Below are 22,691 nucleotides of genomic sequence, written 5' to 3'. Positions count from 1 at the left end.
GAGTACGCGGGGGTGGGTGGGGGGGGGGGTGGGGGGCGCGGACGGTGGGGGGTGGGGGGGGGGGGAAAGAGAGGGGGTGGTGGCCGTCTTCCTGCTCTGGGGGCCGGCCCGCCGCGCGTGTTCGCCCATCATCGAGCCCCCGCACCAGCCTTCCACGAGCTGGCATGGTGGCCGCACGCATACCTAGCCGCCGAACTATGTTGCCCCACCACATGTGCGCCTGACGTGCGTCTTCCTACGGTGTGCCGATACGTACCCGTCCCCACCGCACACGAGGAAGTGGCGCACATGGCCTCCGCAGCAGCATCCGCTCCCCCACCCCCAGCCAGCCTCCCCCGCATCGTCGCCGCGAGCCTCATCGGCACCACCATCGAGTGGTACGACTTCTTCCTGTACGGCTCTGCCGCCGCGCTGGTGTTCAACAAGCTGTTCTTTCCGGACTCCGATCCGCTCGTCGGGACGCTGCTGTCGTTCCTGACGTATGCCGTGGGGTTCGCGGCCCGCCCGCTGGGCGCGCTCGTGTTCGGGCACTACGGTGACCGGCTCGGGCGGAAGAAGCTGCTGGTGCTGAGTCTGGTGTTGATGGGCGGGGCCACCTTCGCCATCGGGCTGGTGCCGACCTACGGGACCGTCGGCGCCGCCGCGCCCGTGCTGCTGACCATGCTGCGCCTCGTGCAGGGGTTCGCGCTCGGCGGCGAGTGGGGCGGTGCCGTGCTGCTCGTCTCCGAGCACGGGGACGCGCGGCGGCGTGGTTTCTGGGCGTCGTGGCCGCAGACCGGAGCGCCGGCGGGGCAGCTCCTCGCCACCGGTGTGCTGTCCCTGCTCACCGCTGTGCTTTCGGACGACGCCTTCGGCACCTGGGGATGGCGCATCCCCTTCCTGCTCTCCGGTGTGCTGGTGATGGTCGGCTTGTGGATTCGTCTCTCTGTCGATGAATCGCCCGTCTTCAAGGACGCCCTGGAGCGTTCGGAGGCCCGGCGCAGGGAGGGCGCCGCGGAGAAGCTGCCGCTCGTGTCCGTACTCCGGCACCACTGGCGGGACGTGCTCGTCGCGATGGGCGCCCGCATGGCGGAGAACATCAGCTACTACGTCATCACCGCCTTCATCCTCGTCTACGCCACGACCTCCGCCGGCGTCTCGAAGCAGACCGCGCTCAACGCCGTCCTGATCGGCTCCGCCGTGCACTTCGCCGTCATCCCCGCCTGGGGCGCGCTCTCCGACCGGGTCGGCCGACGGCCGGTGTACCTGCTCGGCGCGGCCGGCGTCGGTCTGTGGATGTTCCCGTTCTTCTCGCTGGTCGACACCGGCGGCTTCGGATATCTGGTGCTGGCCGTGACGGTCGGACTGGTGCTGCACGGAGCCATGTACGCGCCGCAGGCGGCCTTCTTCGCCGAGATGTTCGCGACCCGTATGCGGTACTCCGGCGCCTCCATCGGCGCCCAGTTCGCCTCCGTGGCGGCCGGTGCGCCCGCCCCGCTCATCGCCACCGCGCTGCTCGCCGACTACGACAGCTCCACCCCCATCGCCCTGTACGTGATCGCGGCCGCCGTGCTGACGCTGATCGCCGTGGGCGTGGCGCGGGAGACACGGCACCGGGACCTCGCCCAGGTCGGGGCCGCGGACGGCGACCGGGCGGCGGCCGCCCCGGCGGCCGAGGCGCGGACGGTCTGACCGGCGCGACGGCACCCCGTCCTGGACCGGCTCCCCCCGTGCGGGGGGCCGGTCAGTGCCGTTCCGGTGCCGCCAACCGGTGCAGGCGCAGCGCCAGTTGGATCTCCAGGGCGCGGGCGGGGGTCTGCCAGTCCTCGCCCAGCAGGCGGCCCACGCGTTCCAGCCGCTGGGCGACCGTGTTCACGTGCACATGGAGCGCGTCCTTGGTGCGGGCCGGGCTCATCCCGCAGTCGAAGTACGCCTCCAGGGTGTGCAGCAGCTCCGTTCCGCGGCGCTCGTCGTACGTCACCACCGGGCCGATGGTGCGATCCACGAAGCCGCCGATGTCCCGCTCGCCGGCCAGGAGCAGGCCGAGGAAGCCGAAGTCCTCGGCCGCGGCGCCGTCTCCGGCACGGCCCAGGAGGTGCAGTGCGTCCAGGCAGCGGCGGCCCTCGGCGTAGGCGGCGGCCACCGTGTCGGGGTGGGCCGCGAGGTCGGTGACGGGCGCGGAGGCGCCGACGGTGACGGGCTGGTGGACGGCCGTCCCCAGGTGACGTGCGGTACGGCGGGCCACCTCGGTGGCGGTGTCGCCCGCGACGAGCGGCAGCAGCAGGACCGTGCCGCCGTCGCGGGCGGCGGCCAGGCCCTGCCGGGTGGCGGCCAGGTGGGAGGCGGCGGACCACAGGCGTCGGCGGGCGGCGGCCTCCTCGTCGGCGTCGGGCGCCGGGCCGTCGAGGCGGGCCGCCAGCACGACGTGGGTGGCGGTGAGGTCGGCGTGCAGGCGGGAGGCGCGTTCGTGCAGCAGGCGGGGATCACGGTCGCGGGCGTCCAGCAGGTCGTCCAGCAGCTCGCCCCGTACGCGCTGCTCGGCCTCGGCGGCGGAGCGGCGGGCCAGCAGGAGCAGCGAGGTGACCATGGCCGCGCGTTCCAGGGTGCGCTGGTCCACCGGGTCCAGGTTCGGGTGGCCGCGCAGCACCAGCGCGCCGAGGAGTTCGCCGCCCGCGGCCACCGCCGCGATCCAGTCACTGCCGTGCCGCACGGCGTGCCCCTCGGCACGGGACGCCTCCAGCGCCTCGCCGGGTGCGGTGCCGGTCTCGCTGAACTCCACTGTTCCGTCGAGGACCTGGGAGACGGCCGCGGCCACGTCGTGCACCCCGCCGCCGCGCAGGACGAGTTCGGCGAGCCGGTCGTGCACGTCGGAGGCGCGCTCGATGACGGCGCTGCGGTCCCGGATGATCTCGTTGGCCCGCTCCAGTCCGGAAAGGGCCGAACGTGTCTCGGTGAGCAGGTTGGCGGTGTCGATGGCGGCCGCGGCCAGTGCGGCGAAGGAGCCGAGCAGGGCGATCTGCCCGCGTTCGAAGACGCGGGCCCGCCGGTCCGAGGCGAAGAGGACACCGATGACGTGCGGGCCGAGCATCAGCGGCACGCCGAGGATGGCGACCAGGCCCTCGTCCCGGACGCCGGCGTCGATGGTGTGGGTGTGCTGGAAGCGGGCGTCCTTGAAGTAGTCGTCGGTGACGTACGGCCGCGTGGTCTGGGCGACCAGTCCACCGAGCCCCTCCCCCATGCCGAGGCGCAGTTGCTGGAAGTGGGCCGAGACGGATCCCTCCGTCACCCGCATGTAGGTGTCGCCGCGCGCCGGATCGTTCAGGGTGAGGTAGGCGACGTCCGTGCCCAGCAGCGAGCGGGCCCGCTGCACGATCGCCTGGAGGACGGCGTCCAGGTCCCTGAGTCCGGCCAGGTCGTGGGCGGTCTCGAAGAGTGCCGAGAGTTCCGCCTCGCGCCGCCGGCGCCCTTCCAGTTCGGAACGCACCCGTAGGGCGACGAGCTTGGCCCGCTCCAGCGCGGCGATCCGCTCGGCCGGCTCGCCCTCGGCGCGGGCGAGCAGCACCGGCTGCTCGTACGCCTCCGCCGGGGCGTCGCGGGCCAGCAGTTCGAGGTAGGGGGCGTCCGCGCCGCCGTCGGACACTCGGGCGGCGCCTTCGGTGCCGGGGCGCTCGGCCGGCTGGACGTGATCGCGAGACATGGTCACAGCATTTCTCCCAGGAGGCCCCGAGCTTCAGCCCAGGGAGGTACGGGCCCTCAGGCTGGAGCCGCGCAGCGGCGGATTCGCTGCGTATCTGCTCTGAACTATGCTTTCTTCCGCTGTCAGTGGTGGCTGTTAGGTTGCACATTATGACGGCCCCTGTGTTAGCCGCTGACGTGGCCGGGCACGCCCGGTACACGTATCGGCTGCGTGTGTCGTCGACCCCGCGCACCTGCCTGGAGAGGGAGTGGGCGCGTTGTCGGTGGGTGTGGAACTAGTGCGTGGCGGTGTCCCGCAGGGTCTACATCTCGAACAGGGCGACCGGTGCAAAGGTGACGTGCGGTCCGGCGCAGCTCGACAAGATGCTGACCGAGGCCCGTGCCTCGATGGTGTGGCTGCGTGAGGGTGCTTCGGTGCCGCAGCAGCAGACCGTCAGGGACTTCGCGAAGTCCCGCGCCAAGGCGCTGGGGGACATCAGGGCCAGGCTCCCGATGCGGCAGCGGGCCGGGATGCCCCGGATCAAGCGAAAGCGGGAAGCGCTTGCGAGCCGGAACTACACGCGGCGCGGTTTCCGTATCAAGGAGGGGCGTCTGCACCTGGCCGGCTCGATCTTGCTGACGGTGGTGTGGTCGCGTGACCTTCCGTCGGACCCGACCTCGGTGCGGGTGTACCAGGACAGCCTCGGGCACTGGTACGCCTCGTTCGTCGTCGCCACCGAGGCCGGGCGGCTGCCCGCAACCGGTCAGGCGATCGGCGTCGACTGGGGCGTCAAGGTGATCGCCACCACGACCGGCGACGCCCACGATCTGCCCCATCCCGAGCACGGGAGGACGGCCGCGCAGAAGCTCGCCCGCTACCAACGGATGATGACCCGGCGCCGGAGTCCGAAGAACCGGCCCGACACGAACGGGTACCGCAAGGCCCGCAAAGCGGCGGCGAAGGTGTCGAAGAAGATCGCCCGGCAGCGGCAGGACACCGGCCGCAAGTGGGCGAAGCGTGTGACCCGAAACTTCGACCACATCGCGGTTGAGGACTTCCGGCCGAAGTTCCTCGCGAAGACCACGATGGCCCGCAAGGCTGCCGATGCCGCGATCGGCGCGACCAAGACGGCGCTGGTCGAGATGGCCCGCAAGCACGGGCGCACGGTGCACCTGGTACATCCCGCGCACACCACGATGGACTGCGCGCAGTGCGGAGCGAGAGCCAAGCACGCACTCCCCCTCTCCGAGAGAACGTATACGTGCACTGCATGCGGAACTGTCTCGCCGCGAGACAAGAACTCCGCCCGCGTGATGCTCGTCCGGGCTGGTCTCAACCCGGCTGGTGCCGATCTTGTAAGCCCTGCCCCCTGCTAGGAGTCAGGCGAAGTGAGCCAGGAATCCCACTCATTCACGAGTGGGAGGAGTCAAAGGATTCCGCATGGGCCCGGCCCGTCGGGCCCGTGGAAAACTCCGGGGCCCGGCGCCGGCGGCCCGCTCAGTGGGCCGTCCACCCGCCGTCCAGGACCAGCGAGGTGCCGGTGACGAAGGACGCCTGGGGGCTGCACAGGTACGCCACGGCCTCCGCGACCTCCTCCGGTTCGATGAGCCGCTGGACGGCGCTGTCCTTGAGCAGGATCTCGGACAGCACGCGCTCCTCGGGGATGCCGTGCGCCTCGGCCTGGTCGGCGATCTGCTTCTCGACCAGTGGGGTGCGCACATAGGCCGGGTTCACACAGTTGGAGGTCACACCGTGGGGGGCGCCCTCCAGGGCGGCCGTCTTGGAGAGGCCTTCGAGGCCGTGTTTGGCGGCCACGTAGGCGGCCTTGAAGGCGGAGGCACGCAGTCCGTGGACGCTGGACACGTTCACGATCCGGCCCCAGCCCTGCGCGTACATGTGCGGGAGTGCACCGCGGACGAGCCGGAAGGGCGCCTCCAGCATGACGGTCAGCACGGTGTGGAAGACGTCGGGCGGGAACTCCTCCAGCGGGCGGACGAGTTGCAGTCCGGCGTTGTTGACCAGGACGTCGGTGCCGGCGGCGGCGCGCTCGGCCGCGTCGAGGTCGGTGAGGTCCAGGACGTGGGGTTCGACCGTGCCCTTGAGGTCCCCGGTCCGCCTGGCGAGGTCCGCCAGTTCGGCCAGGCCCGCCGCGTCCCGGTCGACGGCTCTCACCTCGGCCCCGGCGGCGGCGAGCCGCAGCGCGCAGGCGCGTCCGATGCCACTGGCGGCGCCGGTGACGAGGGCGGTGCGGCCGCCGAGGTCGAGGGCGGAGGGGTGGGCAGGGGGGTGGGACCCGGGCAGCGGGCTGGACGAGGTCATATGTCGACCCTAGGCGGAGCCCACTCCTCACCACATGTGGTGGCCACCCACACTTCAGCCGAGGGTCATAGGGTCAAACCATGTGGGTGCCTCGGACATGGCCTGCTTGATCCGGAACCGCCCGAACTCGTTCAGATCGGGCAGCGCGTCCACCGTGAACCAGCCCACCTCCAGCGACTCGTCGTCGTTGACCCGCGCCTCGCCGCCCACGGCCCGGCAGCGGAAGGTGATGTCCATGTACTGGCAGACGTCCCTGTTGGCGTAGGTGACCGGCTCCAGGGCCTGGACGAGGACGACCCGTTCGGCGACGCAGTGCACGGCCGCCTCCTCGAAGACCTCCCGCACGGCGCAGGCGGCGGGTTGCTCGCCCGGCTCCGGGATGCCGCCGAGCACCGACCACTTGCGCGTGTCGGACCGCCGGTTCAGGAGCACTCTGCCCTCGTCGTCGAAGACGATCGCGGTGACCCCCGGGAGCCACAGCAGCTGGTGGCCCGCGGAGGCCCGGAGCGTGCGGATGAATTCAGGAGTAGCCATGGACCGACCCTAACGGGCCGTCCACCTCTTTCCGTGCCTGTTCAAGGGGCGTGCCAGGCTCGTACGACTACGCGCTGCCGACCCGCCGCCCGCGCAGCCCCGATCCGATCGCCCAGCCGAGGCCACCCGCCGCGACCAGCACCAGGGCGATCTCCGGCAGGATGCCCAGCTCGGTGGCGGGGGTCTCGGAGGTGCGCAGCGGCACCTTCTGGACGAGGTAGGCGGGCACGAACATGCCGGTCTTCTGAGTGATCGTCCCGTCCGGCATGATGACCGCGCTGACGCCGCTGGTGACCGGCACCGTCACGGTCCGGCTGTGCTCGACGGCGCGGACGCGGGACATGGCGAGCTGCTGGTAGGTCATCTCGCTGCGGTCGAAGGTGGCGTTGTTGCTCGGTACGGAGATCATCTCCGCGCCGTGGGTGACGGTGTCCCGCACGGCCCAGTCGAAGGCGGCCTCGTAGCAGGTGGCGAGGCCGACCCGGGCGCCGTCGATGTCGAACACGCCCGGCGTGCTGCCCCGGCTGAAGTCCTGGCGGACCATGCCGGTCCAGTTCTTGTTGATCGCGCCGACGAGCCCGCGCAGCGGGAGGTACTCGCCGAACGGCTGCACCTGCCGCTTGTCGTAGGTCTGCGTCGGTCCCTTGACCGGGTCCCAGAGGATCTGCTCGTTGAGCAGCCTGCCGTCCTTCTCGACGACCCCGCCGACCGAGATGGGCACCCCGACGGCCTTGGCGGCCTCGTTGATGACGGTGGCCGCGTCGGGGTTGGTGAAGGGGTCGATGTCGGAGGAGTTCTCCGGCCACAGGACGTAGTCGGGCTTGGCGGCCTTGCCGGACTTGATGTCGGCGGCGAGCTCGAGGGTCTCGCGCACGTGGTGGTCGAGGACCGCCCGGCGCTGTGCGCTGAACTCCAGGCCGGAGCGCGGCACGTTGCCCTGGATGACCGCGACGGTCGCGGTGCCGGCCTCCGCCTTGTCGCTCACCAGTGGCCGGGCCGCGACCGCTCCCGCCACCGGCACGGCGACGCTCAGCAGCGCCGCGGCCGCCGCCCCGCGGCGGAGGGACCGGGTGCGGCGCCGCTCGGCGACCAGGCGCCCCGCCTCGTACAGGCCGAATCCGCACAGGACGACGGCGAAGCCGAGCACCGGGGTGCCGCCCACCGCGGCGAGCGGCAGGAAGACACCGTCCGCCTGACCGAAGGCGATCTTGCCCCAGGGGAAGCCCCGGAACGGCACGCGCGCGCGTACCGCTTCTCCGGCGATCCAGACGGCGGCCGCCCACAACGGCCAGGCCGGTAGCTTGGACACCGCGGCCGTGCCCACCCCGACGAGGGCGACGAAGAGGGCCTCGATGGCGACCAGCGCGAGCCAGGGGCCGGGACCGACCTCCACGCCGGTCCACACCAGCAGCGGCAGCAGGAAGCCGAGTCCGAACAGGTAGCCGAGGCCCAGGGCCGCCTTCCAGGTGCGGCCGCGCAGCACCCAGGCGAAGCCCGCGAAGGCGGGCAGGGCCAGCCACCACAGGGTGCGCGGCGGGAAGCTGACGTAGAGCAGCACTCCACAGAGGGCGGAGGCGACGGCCGGGACCAGACGCAGGAGGCGTCGACCGCGCGCGGACGGCGCGGGGGGCGACTGGAGCTGGTCGGACTGGCCCACGGAAGTTGCGGTGACGGTCACCCGGGTGAGTGTACGGCGAGTGACGTTGACGCCGACAGCACGGACCGTACGGGCCCCGTGCGCACCCGGACCGCGCCGGAAATGACGCTGTTCCTGCTCTACTCGTCCACAAGTCGCTCTTCAGCCGTTACGGTGTGCCCCAGCCTCAGTGGTGCGGCCGGTTCGGGTGCGTGCGGCCGGGGCCTGCCACAGGTCGGGGGACCGGGGTGCGAGGGGCGGCGGGTGGGGTCGACGGGGACGAGGTCCGCGGCCGGTGCGGACGGCGCGGACGCCTACAGCGTCAGACGAAACGTTTCCGACGGGGCGGGCATGATCCTGCTCGGAGCGTGCGCCGCGTGGTCGCTGGTCACGGCGGCGGCTCACGAGGGGCGCCCCGAGGGAGTGCTGCTCGCGGTGCTCGCCGTGGCCGCCGGTTACGCCACGGGCCGGATCTCCGGGGCGCTGCTCCCGGTGACGGCGCCCGGCATCGGTGCGTCGGCCGGATTCGCGCTGGCCGTGGTGATGCCCGGCTTCTCCCCCGGCCACTGGTACGCCGCCCCGCTGGGGCACGCCGGTGGTGTCGCCGCCCTGCTGGCACTCGCCACCGGCGCGGCGTGCTGCGCGGCGTGGGCCGCGCGCCGGCCCGCGCTGCGGCTCGGGCTGCGGCTGCTGGCCGTCACCATCGCGCTGACCGGGGCCGCCATGGGCTCGGCCACCGGCTGCGCCGCGAGTGCCGCCGTACTGCTGTGCTCGCTCGCCGCGGGTTCGATGCGCCACCGGGGCCCCGCCATCGTGGGCCTGGGGGTCTTGGTCGTGGTGGTGGCGGGGACGATCTGGGCGGTCGCCGCGGGCACGGTGCCCGGCGGTCTTGCCGAGGCACTGGGGGGCCGGTTGGCACCGCACCGGGTGCAGCTCTGGCGGGACGCCCTGCGGCTGGCCCACCGGCACGCCCTCCTCGGGATCGGCCCCGGCCGCTTCGGCGAGCCGAGCGGTAGGCCGCCGCAGGGGCTGCCGGCCGACGGCAGACCGCACTCCGCGCCGCTCCAGCAGGCGGCGGAGCAGGGCCTCGTCGGGCTGCTCCTGCTGGCCGCCGCGTTCGGCTGGGCCCTCTACGCCCTGTGGCGCACTCCGCGCTCCACCCCGGTCGCGCTCACCGCGGGCGCTGCCCTGACCGCACTGGCCGCGCTCGCGTCGGTGGGCAACGCGCTCAGCTTCACCACGGTGACGGCGGGAGCGGGGCTGCTGGCGGGGTGGGCGACGGCACGACCGCTGACCGGTGAGAGTGCGCGGCTCGAGCGGTGACCGACGACAGTCCGAAGGTCGACGTCGACCGACGACAGTGGTTGTTCCGGCGCCCGTGATCACGGGCCGGAGCAGGTACGGGGCGCGGCCCCGTTCGGTCCGCCGGTCTCAGAGGGTGGGGCCCGGGGTGATCTTCCGAAGCCGGTCCCTGATCACCCGGACCGCGGACTCCGCGTTGTCCACGGTGATCGTGAAGGTGTGACCGTCCCACAGGCTCAGCACGACGCCCTCGCCGCGCCGGACGACGACCGCGGTGCCCTTCTCGGGGCGCCAGCGATAGCCCCAGCCGCCCCACTGGCGCGGGGTGACGTGCGGGGTGAAGTCGGCGCCGACGACCTGGGAGAGCGGAATGCGGCGGCGGGGCACCCCGATGTGACCGCAGCGCACCTCGACGCACTCCTTGTCGAGCTTGAGGTCGACGTGCACGAAGGCGAGCGTGCCGAAGAGGACCAGCAGACCGGCCGCGATGCAGCCGACGACGGACATCGCCAGCGGGGCGACGCCCGAGGTCCAGGCCGAGTCCACGGCCAGCTCGATGCCGAGCGCCATACAGGCCGCGCCGACCAGCGCCAGCAGCCACTGCACCCGGTTGGTGGCACGTCCGGTCCAGACGTCGGGGTGCGAGGTGTCCTGGGCGTGGCGGTGCTCCCTCATGTTTACGAGGTTACTCAGGTTTCGCTGGGCGGGTACCCGCTCGCGGAGGGTGACTGCTCCGGGCGGCGCAGCCGGAGACGGTGCGCGCCCCGGGCCGGAGCCGGTCAGCGCCGGTCGGCGAGCGGGCCCGCGGCGGGGAGCAGCCGGCCTTCGGCGTAGTGCAGCGCGGCCGTGGGCAGCGTGCCCTCGCGTCCGCTCAGCAGCACCGTGAGCGTGCCCTCGGCCGGGGCCTCGGGTGCGGGCTGCTCGCCGAGGCGGCGCAGCGCCTGGGCGGCCACGGCTCCGGCGGAGCCGTGCAGCACGAGCGGCGCGGCGCCGGAGCGCTGGACGGCGGTGCGGATACGTTCCGCCACCAGCTCGTAATGGGTGCAGCCCAGGACGACGGTCGTTACGTCCTGCGGGGTCAGCGCGGCCGCCGCGGTGACCGCCGCGTCGATGGCCGACTCGTCCGCGTGCTCGACGGCCTCGGCGAGCCCCCAGCAGGGCACCTCGGTGACCTGGACGCCGCCGGCGAAATCCTCGATGAGACCTCGCTGGTAGGGGCTGCCGGTGGTGGCCGGCGTCGCCCAGATGGCGACCGGACCGCCGCCCGCCGCGGCCGGCTTGATCGCCGGGACCGTGCCGATCACCGGGATGCCGGGTTCCAGGCGGGCGCGCAGAGCGGGCAGCGCGTGCACGGTGGCGGTGTTGCAGCCGATGATCAGGGCGTCCGGCCGGTGGGCCGCGGCGGCCTCGGCGACGGCCAGGGCACGCCGGGTGAGATCCTCGGTCGTGCGCGGTCCCCACGGCATACCGTCGGGGTCCAGGGAGAGGACGAGATCCGCGTCGGGCCGCAGACGCCGTACCGCGGCGGTGGCCGCCAGGAGGCCGATTCCGGAGTCCATGAGCGCGATCTTCACCCGGCCACGATAGACGATAGGACCTCGCGGCCCGGTCCGGTGGGGCAGACTGCGCCCGTGAGCGCGATCGTGTGGACCGCCGTCGTATCCCTCGCCGCCTGGTGCTGGCTGCTGCTGTGCCAGGGCTTCTTCTGGCGCACGGACGTCCGGCTCCCCGCGCGCCGGGATCCCGGGGAATGGCCGTCCGTCTGCGTCGTGGTCCCGGCCCGTGACGAGGCCGCCGTGCTGCCGGTGAGCCTGCCGTCACTGCTCGCGCAGGACTACCCGGGCCGCGCGGAGGTCTTCCTCGTGGACGACGGGAGCACGGACGGCACCGGGGAGCTGGCCCGTGAGCTGGCCCGGCGGCACGGCGGGCTGCCGCTCACGGTGGACTCCCCCGGCGAGCCGCCCGCGGGCTGGACGGGCAAGCTGTGGGCGGTGCGGCACGGCATCGGCCTCGCACGCGCGCGTGACCCCGAGTATCTGCTTCTGACGGACGCCGACATCGCGCACGCGCCGGACAGCCTGCGCGAGCTGGTGGCGGCGGCCCGCACCGGGGACTTCGACGTCGTGTCGCAGATGGCGCGGCTGCGGGTGGAGAGCTCGTGGGAACGGTTCGTGGTCCCGGCGTTCGTCTACTTCTTCGCACAGCTGTATCCCTTCCGCTGGATCGGTCGGCGGGGATCACGGACGGCGGCAGCGGCGGGCGGCTGTGTCCTGCTGCGCGAGGACACCGCCGAGAACGCGCGGATCCCGGACGCGATCCGGCACGCCGTCATCGACGACGTCGCGCTCGCGCGCGCGGTGAAGGGCACCGGCGGTCACATCTGGCTGGGGCTGGCGGACCGGGTGGACAGCGTGCGCCCCTACCCGCGGCTGCACGACCTGTGGCGGATGGTCTCGCGCAGCGCGTACGCCCAGCTGCGGCACAACCCGCTGCTGCTGCTCGGCACGGTCGCCGGGCTCGCCCTGGTGTACCTGGTGCCGCCCGCGGCCGTGGTCGTGGGCGCGGTCGCGGGCAGCACGGCGACGGCGGTCGTCGGCGCGGTGGCGTGGGCGGTGATGACAGGGACGTACGTTCCGATGCTCCGCTACTACCGGCAGCCGCTGTGGCTCGCACCGCTGCTGCCGTTCACCGCCTTGCTCTACCTCCTCATGACGGTCGACTCCGCCGTGCAGCACTACCGGGGGCGCGGGGCGGCCTGGAAGGGCCGCACGTACGCGCGTCCGGACGCCGTGCCCGAGGAGGGCTGAGCCCGCTACTTGCGCCCGGGGGTCCAGTTCATGCCCCACCCGTAGGCGCGGTCCATGGTCCGCTGCGGGCTCACCCCGCGCTCCGGCACCAGGTACCGCGCCTCGCGCTGGACTACGAGGTCGTCGCCCGTGTGCGTGATCAGGGCGAGCGCGCAGACCGTGGAGGGGACCGTGCACTCGTCCAGGGAGAAGTCGATCGGGGCGCCGTGCTGGGGCCGCAGGGTGACCGTGGCGTGCAGGTCGGCGAAGGAGGCGGCGCCCTCGTAGATGGTGACGAAGACCAGGATGCGCCGGAAGTCCTGCTTGTGGTCGAGGTTGATGGTGAGGTTCTCACCGCTCGCCACGGCGCCGGTGCGGTCGTCGCCGTCGAGGTGGATGTACGGCGGCCGGTGCAGGGACCCGAAGGCGTTGCCGAGCGCCTGTACGACGCCCTTGCGGCCGTCGGCGAGTTCGTACAGGGCGCACAGGTCGAGGTCGAGGTCCGCCGAGCCGGCGCCCCATCGGCCGCCCCGGCCCGGGAACTGCTTGCGCACCTGCCAGTTGAGGTTGACCCGCATGGCACCGGAGGTGCCGCCCTGCTTGGCCAGCGAGACGGAAGGGGCCGCCTTGGTGAGGGTGACCTTGGACAGGCGCACCGGTGCGGCCGGAGGGACCGTGGGGGCCGGAGGGGCCGGTGGCGGGGGAACCGCGGCGGTGGTCGGCGGCGGCATCGTGACCGGAAACGGGACCGGCGGCGCGGGTGGCGGTGTGGTGGCCGGCGCGGGAGGCGGTGCCGTGGGGGTGACCGGCGGCGCGGCGTGCTGCGGCTCGTCGACGGTGATGCCGAAGTCCGTTGCCAGCCCTTCGAGTCCGCTGCTGTAGCCCTGGCCGACTGCGCGGAACTTCCAGCCGCCCTGTCGGCGGTAGAACTCGCCGAGCAGGAAGGCCGTCTCCACGGTCGCGCCGGGGCTGTCGAAGCGGGCGACCACGTCTCCGCCGCCGTCGGTCACTTCGATGTAGAGGTCCGGGACCTGACCGAACGTCCCGCCGTCCGCGGAGGCCGCCAGGACGATGCGCTCGATCCCGCTCTCCACGCGCGCGAGATCCACGACCAGGGTGTCGGTGACGTGGCCCCCGGCCGTCCGCTTGCCCTCGTGACGGACCGCGCCCGAGGCGTGCGCGGGCTGGTTGTAGAAGACGAAGTCCCCGTCGGAGCGGACCTTTCCGGCCGCGAGCAGCAGCGCCGAGGCGTCCGCGTCGGGCACGCCCGGCCCGGAGCGCCAGCCCAATTCGACGCGCAGGGCCGAGCTCGGCACCGGCGCATTCGATCCTTTCGGCATTGTCATGTCCGCCCCCATCGTGTCGGTGTCCCGGAGGTACCCGGGCTCCCGGATCATCCCTACCCGCCCAACCTATTCCCGGGGGGCGGAGAACTCCCATGGGCGGCGCGGGAAGATCGCCGGTCAACCGCCGGTAACCCGGCGGGAGCTCGGCTTTTACACGATCTAAACGATGATCGACGTCCATTTTTGCCAAGTTCGCTCTGATTGGGGATCCCGAGTCACTGCCGACACGGAAAACAACCCTCTTATCGGTCTCCCCAACCAGCACATCGTGGGCTTAACTTATGTGCCATGACCTCCCCCCGCTCCACTTATGGCGGCGGCTACTACTCCGCCTCCTTCCCGGACACCCCGATCTACGACTCGCTCGTGGCCGAGCGGGGCACCCCGCAGATCGCCCCGATCCGGGTCCCCGCCGCGTACGACTCGGGCAGCCACCTGCCCGCGCTGCCGTCGGCACTGCCCGCCCTCCCGGCGGCCCCGTCCCACCAGGCTCCCGCCTACGGCTACCCGCAGATGCCGCAGCCCGCCCCGCTGCAGCAGGCGCCCACGGCCTACATCCCTCAGCAGGCGAGCGCGCCGCGCGGGTATCCCGGCCCGCAGGCCCCGCAGCAGCCGCGCCCGATGGCGGGCGGCACGGGGTACGAGGCCATGCGCCCCGCCGCGCCGCGGCCCGCGCCCGCTCCCTACCAGGACCCGTACAACAACCAGCAGTACCGCGGCTACTGACCTGCGCCCCCGGTTGTCCGTGCCGCCTGGCACGATGGCGTCATGGGGAACGCAGAACTGCAGTCGGTCCACGTACATCCGGTCAAGGCATTCCGGGGCGTCGCGCCCCGGGAGGCCGTGGTGGAGCCCTGGGGGCTGGCCGGAGACCGACGCTGGGCACTGATCGACGACGGGGGAAAGGTCGTCACGCAGCGCGAGCAGCCGCGACTCGCACTGGCCGCCGCCGAGCCCTTGCCCGGCGGCGGCATTCGTCTGTCCGCACCCGGGCAGGAGCAGCTGACCGTCCGCGTTCCGGACCCCGCGGCGACGGTGCCCGCGATCGTCTTCGGCACGAAGGTGGAGGCGGTCCCGGCCGCCGACGCCGTTCATGAGTGGTGTTCCGCCTACCTGGGTGCCGCCGTCCGTCTGGTCCACATGGACGATCCGGCCACCCGCCGCCCCGTCGACCCCGACCACGCACTGCCCGGCGAGACGGTGAGCTTCGCCGACGGCTACCCCCTGCTGGTCACGACCGTCGCCTCGCTCGACGCCCTGAACTCGCTCATAGCGCTGGGAGATCACGCCGCCGAGGGCCCGCTGCCCATGAACCGTTTCCGGCCGAACGTGGTCATCGCGGGCACCGAGGCCTGGGCCGAGGACCACTGGACCCGGATCACCATCGGCGAGGTGGTCTTCCGGGTCGCCAAGGCCTGCGGACGCTGCGTCGTGACCACGACCGACCAGGACACCGCCGCTCGCGGCCGCGAACCCCTGCGCACGCTGGCACGGCACCGCAGGGTGGGCGGCCAGCTGCTCTTCGGCCAGAACCTCGTGCCCCTCGCGCCCGGCACGATCCGGGTCGGGGACCCGGTGCGGGTGCTGACGTAGCACATGCGGACGACTCGGTCCGCCGCACGGCACCCCGGGCCGGAAGCGAGGGCACCGGCAACGGCGACCGCGTCGGCGCACCCGCGTCGGTGAATGGCTCGGCAACCGGGAACCGGGCGGCGGGTGCCGGTCGTTGGGGAGGACGACATGAGAATTCCGTGAGAGGCCCCGATCAGGAGTGATCTCGCTCTCTCTTGGCCGGGGGCAGGGGTCGGCGACGCCGCCGGGGGCTATCACGGAGCGGAAGGGGGTGGGGGACGTGCGGGCAATCGGCGGCCTGTGGCGCTGGCGGCGCAACCCGCTGCACCGTGCGACCGATCTGACCGAGGCCTGGGTGGCCCTCGTGGCGCTGGTACTGGTCGCCGTGGCCGCGCCCGTGATCGGCTCCCTGGTCGGCGCGGCGGCCCAGGACTCCCTCCAGCACGCCGTACGGGAGCAGCGGCACGCCCGGCACCTGGTCACGGCCACCGTGGTCCGCAGGCTGGGCGGCGCCCCGGTGGAGACCGACCCCGACACCAGCGCCGCGCACGACGCCCGCAGCCGTGTCCTCGCCGACTGGACGGCACCGGACGGCACACGGCAGCACGGCCCGGCCCTGGCGAACCTCAAATCGCCGCACCGGGGCGACCACTTCAGGCTCTGGACGGATCCGCACGGACGAATAACCACCCGCCCGCTGGACTCACCGACGGCGACGACGCACGCGGTGCTCGCCGGGTTCGGCGCGGCCCTGCTGACGGCGGGCCTGGTCGAGAGCGGCCGGCGCCTGATCGTCTGGCGCATGGTCCGCCGCCGGTACGCGCGTTGGGACCAGGCCTGGGACCGGGCGGGCCCGGACTGGGGCAAGGCGGGCACCGGCAGCTGACGGCCTTCCGGCTCTGGTCAACCCACCAGCCGCGCGCACGCTACGGTGGACCGGCCGACTCGTTATCGGCACAGACCCGCGTTCGACGAGGTGGGGGCACAGCAACGCCATGGCACAGGGCACGGTCCAGGTGACGCACACCGGTACATCGCGGTGGCGGCGCCGCACGGGTGAGTACGCTTCGCTCGCCGCCGCCCTGGAGGCCGCCGCCGACGGTGACGTCCTCACCATCGCCCCCGGCACCTACCGGGAGAACCTCGTCGTCCAGCGGGCCGTGACGCTGCGCGGACCGGAGGGCTCGCCGGGCTCGGTGCGGATCGCGCCCATGGACGGTGTGCCGCTGACGGTGCGGGCCTCCGCGGTGGTCCAGGACCTGCACGTGGAGGGCCAGGACTCGGCGGCGCCCGCCCTGTTGGTGGAGGAGGGCACGCCCGAGCTGATGGACGTGCGGATCGTCACGCGGTCCGCGGCGGGCATCGAGGTGCGCGGCGGGGCGCGCCCGACCGTGCGGCGCTGCACCGTCGACAACCCGGCCGGCATCGGTATCGCGGTCCTCGACGGCGGTGGCGGGGTGTTCGAGGAGTGCGAGGTCGTGGCGGCCGGGCAGGCGGGCGTGGCCGTCCGCGGTGGCGCCCACCCCCGTCTGGAGCGCTGCCGGGTGCACCACGCCTCCGGCACCGGGCTGAGTGCCACCGGGGAGAACTCCGCGCTGGAGGCGGTGGGTTGCGAGGTGTACGAGGTCCGGGGTTCCGGGGTGCAGGTCACCCAGCGGGCCACGGCACACCTGACCGACTGCGATGTGCACCGCACCACGGCCGACGGGGTCACGCTCGACACGGACGCCGTGCTCACGCTCGCCGACTGCCGGATCCACGACATCCCGGAGAACGCCGTCGACCTGCGTTCCCGTTCGGTGCTCACGCTGACCCGGACGACGGTCCGTCAGTTCGGCCGCAACGGCCTGTCGGTGTGGGACCCGGGCACCCGGGTGGACGCCAACCAGTGCGAGATCTTCGACAGCACGGGCGACTACCCGGCGGTGTGGGTGAGCGACGGCGCCACCGCGGTGCTCGACTCCTGCCGGGTGCACGACGTGCCGGACGCGCTGTTCGTGCTGGACCGCGGCTCGCGCGCGGACGTCGTGGACAGCGACCTGTCCCAGGTGCGCAACACTGCCGTGTCGGTGAGCGACGGCGCCACCGCGCAGCTCGACGACTGCCGGATCAGGGAGGCCGCCACCGGCGCCTGGTTCCGCGACCACGGCAGCGGCGGCACGCTCAACAACTGCACGCTGGCCGGAACCCAGACCGGCGTGATCGTCACCAAGGGCGCCGACCCGACCATCGAGCGGTGCACGGTCGACTCCCCCGCCGAGGCGGGCTTCTACGTCTCCGCCGGCGGCCGGGGCAGCTTCCTGAACTGCCGCGTCAGCGGCAGCGGCGGCTACGGCTTCCATGTGATCGACGGTTGCCGTACGACGCTCAGGAAGTGCCGTACGGAGCGGTGTGCGCGCGGTGGTTACGAGTTCGCGGACCCCGGCCCGGACACGGGGGCCGGGACTGGTCCGGTCGTGGAGGACTGCACGAGCGACGAGAGCGGCAGCCTCAGGCCGCCGGCGGCGCACGAGACGGCCGTGCAGGCGTCGTCCCACTCTCCGGGGCTGCTCGGTTCGATCCCGGGGCAGCGCACCACGGAGCAGGAGCCGCTGATCACGCCGCCCGCGCCGGAGCAGCCGGCCCGCACGTCGAAGGCCGTGCTGGGCGAACTGGACGCGCTGGTGGGCCTGGAGAGCGTCAAGCGTGAGGTGCGGGCGCTGACGGACATGATCGAGGTGGGCCGGCGCCGGCAGCAGGCAGGCCTGAAGGCGGCCTCCGTCAAGCGGCATCTGGTCTTCACGGGCTCTCCCGGCACCGGCAAGACGACGGTCGCCCGGCTCTACGGCGAGATCCTCGCCTCCCTCGGGGTGCTGGAGAAGGGCCACCTGGTCGAGGTGTCCCGGGTCGACCTGGTCGGCGAGCACATCGGCTCCACCGCGATCCGCACCCAGGAGGCCTTCGAACGGGCGCGCGGCGGTGTGCTGTTCATCGACGAGGCCTATGCGCTGTCCCCGGAGGACGCCGGGCGGGACTTCGGCAAGGAGGCCATCGACACGCTGGTGAAGCTGATGGAGGACCACCGGGACGCGGTGGTGGTGATCGTCGCCGGCTACACGGCCGAGATGGCGCGCTTCCTTTCCGTCAACCCCGGTGTGGCCTCCCGCTTCTCCCGGACCATCACCTTCGGTGACTACGGCCCGGAGGAGCTGCTCCGGATCGTGGAGCAGCAGGCCGACGAGCACGAGTACCGGCTGGCGCCGGGTGCCGCGGAGGCGTTGCTGAAGTACTTCACGGCGATCCCGAAGGGCCCCGCGTTCGGCAACGGCCGTACGGCACGCCAGACCTTCGAGGCGATGGTGGAACGGCACGCGAGCCGCGTCGCCCAGCTGGCGGACCCCAGCACCGACGACCTGACGCTGCTGTACGCGGAGGACCTGCCGGACCTGCCCTGAGTCAGGCGGCCTCCGTGCCGTCCCCGCCGTCGGGCACACGGCTTCGCGTCACACCGGGGTTCCCTCTTCCGGGCGCTGCCCCGGGAGGTCCGGGCGCAGGCGGGCCAGCAGACGGGATCTCTCCCGCGCGAAGGCGGGGTCGGCCTGGTAGTCGGAGTGGCCGAGGATGGGGGCCGGGAGGGGGTGCTCGGGGGTGCGGCCGTAGACGAGCGGGTCCTTCAAGGGGGCGTGGTCCACTTCCGGGCCGCAGTCACCGGGAAGGCGGACCGGGCCGCCGATGGGGTCGGTGAGGCGGTGCAGGTTGCGCCAGCAGGCGACGTCGCGGTGCAGGGCGGCCAGGGCAGAGGGGCCGAAGTGGGCGGGGAACCAGCGGCCGTACAGACGTTCCAGCGGGGAGCCGTACGTGAGCAGGGCGACGCGACCGCGCACGGACGGGGTCAGCTGCCAGGCCGCCGCCGCGGCCAGGACGCTGCCCTGGGAGTGGCCGGAGAGCACCAGGCGGCCGCCGGTGCGCCGGGTCCAGGTCGCCATCCGCCAGGTCAGATCGGGTACGGCGCGCTCGGCGTAGCAGGGCGGGGCGAAGGGGTGGGCGGCGCGCGGCCAGAACGTGCCGACGTCCCACAGGATGCCGATGGTGCGCCGGGCCGAGGCGTCCTTGTAGGCGCGCCGGCCCCAGGTGACGAACAGCAGGAAGCCGAGCCCGACCAGCCAGGAGCCGAGCGCCTGCGAGGTCTCGGCCACGGCCTGGACGACGTCGTAGGTCCCTCGGGCCGCTCCTTCGGGGGGCCGCCCGGTGGCCAGGGCGCCGGTCAGCGCGCCGGCCCCCAGCAGGAGCGTGGTGGTGGCAAGTACGGCGACGACCAGCGGTGCCCGGTCGGTGAGGGTGGCCATGGCCCGGGCGTGGGCGATGCCGCGGGTGCGGGAGGGGTCCTCGGGCTCGCCGGGGTGGTCGTGACGTACGCGGTCGCGTTCGAAGCGGGCGAGCCGGGCGGTGCGCAGGGCGAGTGCGGCGGTCAGGGCGAGGAGCACCAGCAGCACGGGCGGGATCAGGGACGCCTGCCAGGTCAGGAGGACCGGCGGCCCGTCGAGCAGGGCCCGGGTGCCGTCCAGCCAGTCGGCGACACGCTGCGCGAGCCCGCCGGACATCACACCGCCCAGCGCGCAGGCGAGCAGCGCGACGGCCGGCCCGCCGAGGCCGCGCATCCCGGCGCGCGGGTCCGGGTGGCGGCGGTACAGGTCGTGGGCGACGGCGGCGAGGACGACGACGAGCAGACCCTGGGCGAGCATGAGGGTGCCGAAGGCCGGGTCCCCGGGCAGCCGCCCGGTGGACCGCCAGCCGGGTCGCGACCAGCCGGCGTAGAGCAGGGTGAGCAGCAGCAGGCCGAGGGCGCCGAGCGGCAGACGGTGTACGAGGTGACGGTCCAGACCCTGGTCGAGGCGGTTCTCGCTGCGGCCCCGGCGGCAGACCACGCCCACCACGGCGGCCGCGCAGCCGAGCAGGGCGGCGGCGAGGAGCCAGCTGAGGGCGTCCAGGGCCGCGGGGCCGCCGGAGCGGTGGTCGAAGCGGGCCGCGGGCGTGGCGAGTGCGGCGGCGACGGTGAGCAGGCCCGCGGCGGTGTGGGCCGCGCGCAGCCGGGCCACCAGGCGGCGGCCGTACCAGAAGCCGGGCCGGGCGAGGGCGCTGTCGTCGGTTTCCGGCTCGGGGTCGCGGGCCATCGGCCGGTGGGACTCGTACGCGCTCCAGGTGCGGTGCGAGAGGTACCAGAGCAGGGCGGTGAGGGCGGTCGGGACCGACGCGGCGAGCGCGAGCCGGCGGCCGGGCAGGCTCCACCAGGCGCCGCCCGAGGCGGTGGGCGAGAGGAAGCGCAGCCAGGAGTGGCGGCGGGCGCAGGCGGTGACGCCCGCGCACTGCCAGGCCACCAGGTCGAGGGCGACCTCGCAGGCCGCGGCCACCAGCAGCACGGTGAGGGTGAGGGCGGCCAGGCGCACGAGGAGGCCGTAGAACCGCACGGTGCGCCCGCGGCCGCGGGCGGCGGGGCGCATCCAGTGGGCGCGGTTGACCACCATGAAGGGCAGTAACAGCAGCCACAGGGCCCGGCTGCCGTCGCCTGAGGTGAGGTTGCACCAGACGTACGCCTCCTGCACCGGGCCCTGCCCGGCCGGGGCGTCCTCGGTGTGGTCGGCGCGCCGGAAGACCGCTGCCGTGTCGTCGCCGGTGATCCGGACCGACCGCGGGTCGCCGAGCATCTTCTCCGGGGTGGTGCCGCCGACTCCGTGCACCAGGAGTTCCAGCTCGGTCACCGTCTCCGTGGGCCGCGGGGCGGGACCGTCGATGTCCCGCCGGGCGACGCGTTCCTGCGCACGTTCCACTGTTTTCCCCCGTGACGCGCCTGATGGCCGGTGTCCGTGCGCGGAACAGGATCTCCGTTTCGGGGCCCCGCCACACCTCTCGCCAAGGAATCTCCCCGGTCCGTGTGACGGCGGACGGAAGGCGTTGCGCCCGGATGTGACCGGATGGCATGTGCGCGTCGTGACAGGTGGTGGCGCAACCGGTGCCCTCCCGTGAAAAGATGGGACGCCCGCACACTGAAGACGGATGGAACGTCCAGGTCGGAGCAGGTGCGGCGGGGCGTGTCGGACGAGGGATCGCGGCGAAAGGACCGGAGCGTACGTGAGTGAGAATCAGAACCTCCTCGCGGAGCAGCGCCGCGCCCTGATCCTGGACGAGGTCCGGCGCCGGGGTGGCGTTCGGGTCAACGAACTGACCCGCAAGCTCGGTGTGTCGGACATGACGGTGCGCCGCGATCTTGACGCGCTGGCCCGCCAGGGTGTGCTGGAGAAGGTGCACGGCGGTGCGGTCCCGGTGGTCGAGGCGAGCACGCACGAGCCGGGCTTCGAGGCCAAGTCGGGTCTGGAGCTGACGGCCAAGGAGGACATCGCGCGTGCGGCGGCCCGGCTGGTCACGCCGGGTACGGCGATCGCCCTGTCCGGCGGTACGACGACCTACGCGCTCGCGCAGCACCTGCTCGAGGTGCCCGACCTGACCGTGGTGACGAACTCGGTGCGGGTCGCCGACGTCTTCCACGCGGCACAGCGCACATCGGGGCAGCGACAGGGCGCGGCCACGGTGGTGCTGACCGGAGGGGTGCGCACCCCGTCCGACTCGCTGGTGGGTCCGGTGGCCGACCAGGCGATCGCCGCGCTCCACTTCGACCTGCTCTTCCTCGGCGTGCACGGGATATCGCTCGAGGCGGGCCTGTCCACACCGAACCTGGCGGAGGCCGAGACCAACCGCCGGCTCGTGCAGTCGGCACGCCGGGTCGTGGTGGTGGCCGACCACACCAAGTGGGGCACGGTCGGTCTCAGCTCGTTCGCCGCGCTGGAGCAGGTGGACACGCTGGTCACCGACGCGGGCCTGCCCACCGAGGCGCGCACGGAGATCTCCGAGCACCTGCGGCGTCTCGTGGTGGCGGGCGAGCCGGAGGACGACGAGGACATCTGACGTAGCGTCAGTTACGCTGGCCGTGCAACACCCCGGTTGGTCAAGGGACTTCACGAGGGGGTTCGTCAGCATGGTTCACCGTCTGCGCCCGGTGGGGGGCGAATTCGTCGAGACCGCCCCCGTGCGGTTCGTGTTCACGGGGCAGGTCGCGGCCGCTCCGGACGCGGTCTTCCGGGCGCTCGCGGAGGACGTGTCGGGCTGGCCGGAGTGGTTCTCGGCGGTGTCGTCGGCCCGGCCGACCGAGCGCGGGCGCGAGGTACGACTGCGGGGCGGGATCCGTTTCGAGGAGTCGGTGCTGGTGGCGAAGGCACCCGAGGTGTACGCGTACCGCGTCGACGCGACGAACACTCCCGGGGCCCGGGCATGGATCGAGGAGTGGCGGCTCTCCCCCGCGGGCGCCGGGACCCGGATGCGGATGACCTTCGCCCTCGACGGCACGGCCGCGTTCCGCCTCGTGTGCCGACTCGTACGCCCGGGCGTGGGCCGCGCGTTCCGGGACGCGGTCAGGGCACTGGACCGACGGCTCGGCTAGGGCCTTCCTTCCGGATCAGGCCGGCCCGAGCCCACGGCGCCTCCCGGCCGGCCCGGGGCGGCGTTCCACGGAT

Annotated in this window: 17 protein-coding genes and 1 pseudogene; 10 read left to right on the top strand and 8 right to left on the bottom strand. The window is 73.2% G+C overall.

Features of this window, described 5'->3' with window-relative positions; translation table 11 throughout:
• The first annotated feature begins 288 nt into the window (after positions 1-288).
• The gene (locus AC07CM_RS09755) at positions 289-1,671 is read left to right on the top strand and encodes an MFS transporter (protein ID WP_478875812.1); all 1,383 of its coding nucleotides are present in this window, start codon (positions 289-291) and stop codon (positions 1,669-1,671) included.
• Between the two features lie 52 nt (positions 1,672-1,723).
• Here AC07CM_RS09755 and AC07CM_RS09750 read toward each other — a convergent pair whose 3' ends face one another.
• The gene (locus tag AC07CM_RS09750; protein WP_478875811.1) at positions 1,724-3,676 is read right to left on the bottom strand and encodes a helix-turn-helix domain-containing protein; all 1,953 of its coding nucleotides are present in this window, start codon (positions 3,674-3,676) and stop codon (positions 1,724-1,726) included.
• Between the two features lie 149 nt (positions 3,677-3,825).
• On the opposite strand from AC07CM_RS09750, the pseudogene AC07CM_RS09745 reads away from it, so the two are divergent.
• Positions 3,826-5,031 (top strand): annotated as a pseudogene (locus tag AC07CM_RS09745) (RNA-guided endonuclease InsQ/TnpB family protein).
• A 121-nt stretch (positions 5,032-5,152) separates the two neighbouring features.
• Here AC07CM_RS09745 and AC07CM_RS09740 read toward each other — a convergent pair.
• The 3 genes from AC07CM_RS09740 to lnt all read right to left on the bottom strand — a co-directional run bounded on the left by AC07CM_RS09740 (position 5,153) and on the right by lnt (position 8,186).
• Entirely contained in the window at positions 5,153-5,974 is an 822-nt protein-coding gene (locus AC07CM_RS09740; protein ID WP_478875810.1) for a 3-hydroxybutyrate dehydrogenase, read from the bottom strand.
• Between the two features lie 54 nt (positions 5,975-6,028).
• Positions 6,029-6,508 carry an NUDIX hydrolase gene (locus tag AC07CM_RS09735; RefSeq protein ID WP_478875809.1) on the bottom strand — a complete coding sequence of 160 codons (480 nt, stop codon included), beginning with the start codon at positions 6,506-6,508 and terminating at the stop codon, positions 6,029-6,031.
• Positions 6,509-6,575: 67 nt separating this feature from the next.
• On the bottom strand, positions 6,576-8,186 hold the full coding sequence (gene lnt / locus AC07CM_RS09730; RefSeq protein ID WP_478875808.1) for an apolipoprotein N-acyltransferase: 1,611 nt from the start codon (positions 8,184-8,186) through the stop codon (positions 6,576-6,578).
• Positions 8,187-8,495: 309 nt separating this feature from the next.
• On the opposite strand from lnt, the gene AC07CM_RS09725 reads away from it, so the two are divergent.
• Positions 8,496-9,467 carry an O-antigen ligase family protein gene (locus AC07CM_RS09725; protein ID WP_478875807.1) on the top strand — a complete coding sequence of 324 codons (972 nt, stop codon included), beginning with the start codon at positions 8,496-8,498 and terminating at the stop codon, positions 9,465-9,467.
• Between the two features lie 108 nt (positions 9,468-9,575).
• Here the strand turns inward: AC07CM_RS09725 and AC07CM_RS09720 are convergent, their stop codons facing one another.
• Entirely contained in the window at positions 9,576-10,121 is a 546-nt protein-coding gene (locus tag AC07CM_RS09720) for a hypothetical protein (protein ID WP_478875806.1), read from the bottom strand.
• A gap of 104 nt (positions 10,122-10,225) precedes the next feature.
• Entirely contained in the window at positions 10,226-11,020 is a 795-nt protein-coding gene (locus AC07CM_RS09715; RefSeq protein ID WP_478875805.1) for a glutamate racemase, read from the bottom strand.
• A gap of 57 nt (positions 11,021-11,077) precedes the next feature.
• Here AC07CM_RS09715 and AC07CM_RS09710 point away from each other — a divergent pair, with 57 nt between their 5' ends.
• On the top strand, positions 11,078-12,253 hold the full coding sequence (locus AC07CM_RS09710) for a glycosyltransferase (RefSeq protein ID WP_478875804.1): 1,176 nt from the start codon (positions 11,078-11,080) through the stop codon (positions 12,251-12,253).
• 5 nt (positions 12,254-12,258) lie between these two features.
• Here the strand turns inward: AC07CM_RS09710 and AC07CM_RS09705 are convergent, their stop codons facing one another.
• On the bottom strand, positions 12,259-13,590 hold the full coding sequence (locus tag AC07CM_RS09705) for a TerD family protein (protein WP_478876123.1): 1,332 nt from the start codon (positions 13,588-13,590) through the stop codon (positions 12,259-12,261).
• Between the two features lie 276 nt (positions 13,591-13,866).
• Between AC07CM_RS09705 and AC07CM_RS09700 the strand changes: the two genes are divergently transcribed.
• The 4 genes from AC07CM_RS09700 (at position 13,867) to AC07CM_RS09685 (ending at position 18,584) form a co-directional block, all read left to right on the top strand.
• Positions 13,867-14,304, top strand: a complete 438-nt coding sequence (locus tag AC07CM_RS09700) for a DUF6643 family protein (protein WP_478875803.1) — start codon at positions 13,867-13,869, stop codon at positions 14,302-14,304.
• 42 nt (positions 14,305-14,346) lie between these two features.
• Positions 14,347-15,171 carry an MOSC domain-containing protein gene (locus AC07CM_RS09695; RefSeq protein ID WP_478875802.1) on the top strand — a complete coding sequence of 275 codons (825 nt, stop codon included), beginning with the start codon at positions 14,347-14,349 and terminating at the stop codon, positions 15,169-15,171.
• A 259-nt stretch (positions 15,172-15,430) separates the two neighbouring features.
• On the top strand, positions 15,431-16,036 hold the full coding sequence (locus AC07CM_RS09690) for an Rv1733c family protein (RefSeq protein WP_478875801.1): 606 nt from the start codon (positions 15,431-15,433) through the stop codon (positions 16,034-16,036).
• Positions 16,037-16,145: 109 nt separating this feature from the next.
• The gene (locus AC07CM_RS09685) at positions 16,146-18,584 is read left to right on the top strand and encodes a right-handed parallel beta-helix repeat-containing protein (protein ID WP_478875800.1); all 2,439 of its coding nucleotides are present in this window, start codon (positions 16,146-16,148) and stop codon (positions 18,582-18,584) included.
• 48 nt (positions 18,585-18,632) lie between these two features.
• On the opposite strand, the gene AC07CM_RS09680 is transcribed toward AC07CM_RS09685, so the two are convergent.
• Positions 18,633-20,954 (bottom strand): hypothetical protein, encoded by a 2,322-nt coding sequence (locus AC07CM_RS09680; protein ID WP_478875799.1) that lies wholly within the window; start codon positions 20,952-20,954, stop codon positions 18,633-18,635.
• A 301-nt stretch (positions 20,955-21,255) separates the two neighbouring features.
• Here AC07CM_RS09680 and AC07CM_RS09675 point away from each other — a divergent pair, with 301 nt between their 5' ends.
• Positions 21,256-22,086 (top strand): DeoR/GlpR family DNA-binding transcription regulator, encoded by an 831-nt coding sequence (locus tag AC07CM_RS09675; protein ID WP_478875798.1) that lies wholly within the window; start codon positions 21,256-21,258, stop codon positions 22,084-22,086.
• Positions 22,087-22,156: 70 nt separating this feature from the next.
• Positions 22,157-22,618, top strand: coding sequence for an SRPBCC family protein (locus AC07CM_RS09670; protein ID WP_478875797.1), 462 nt, complete (start codon positions 22,157-22,159; stop codon positions 22,616-22,618).
• Positions 22,619-22,691 lie beyond the last annotated feature (73 nt).

The sequence above is a fragment of the Streptomyces sp. NPDC044061 genome (assembly GCF_056434305.1).
Note: the sequence above shows the minus strand (reverse complement) of the source record. Positions and strands in the feature narration are given on the sequence as shown.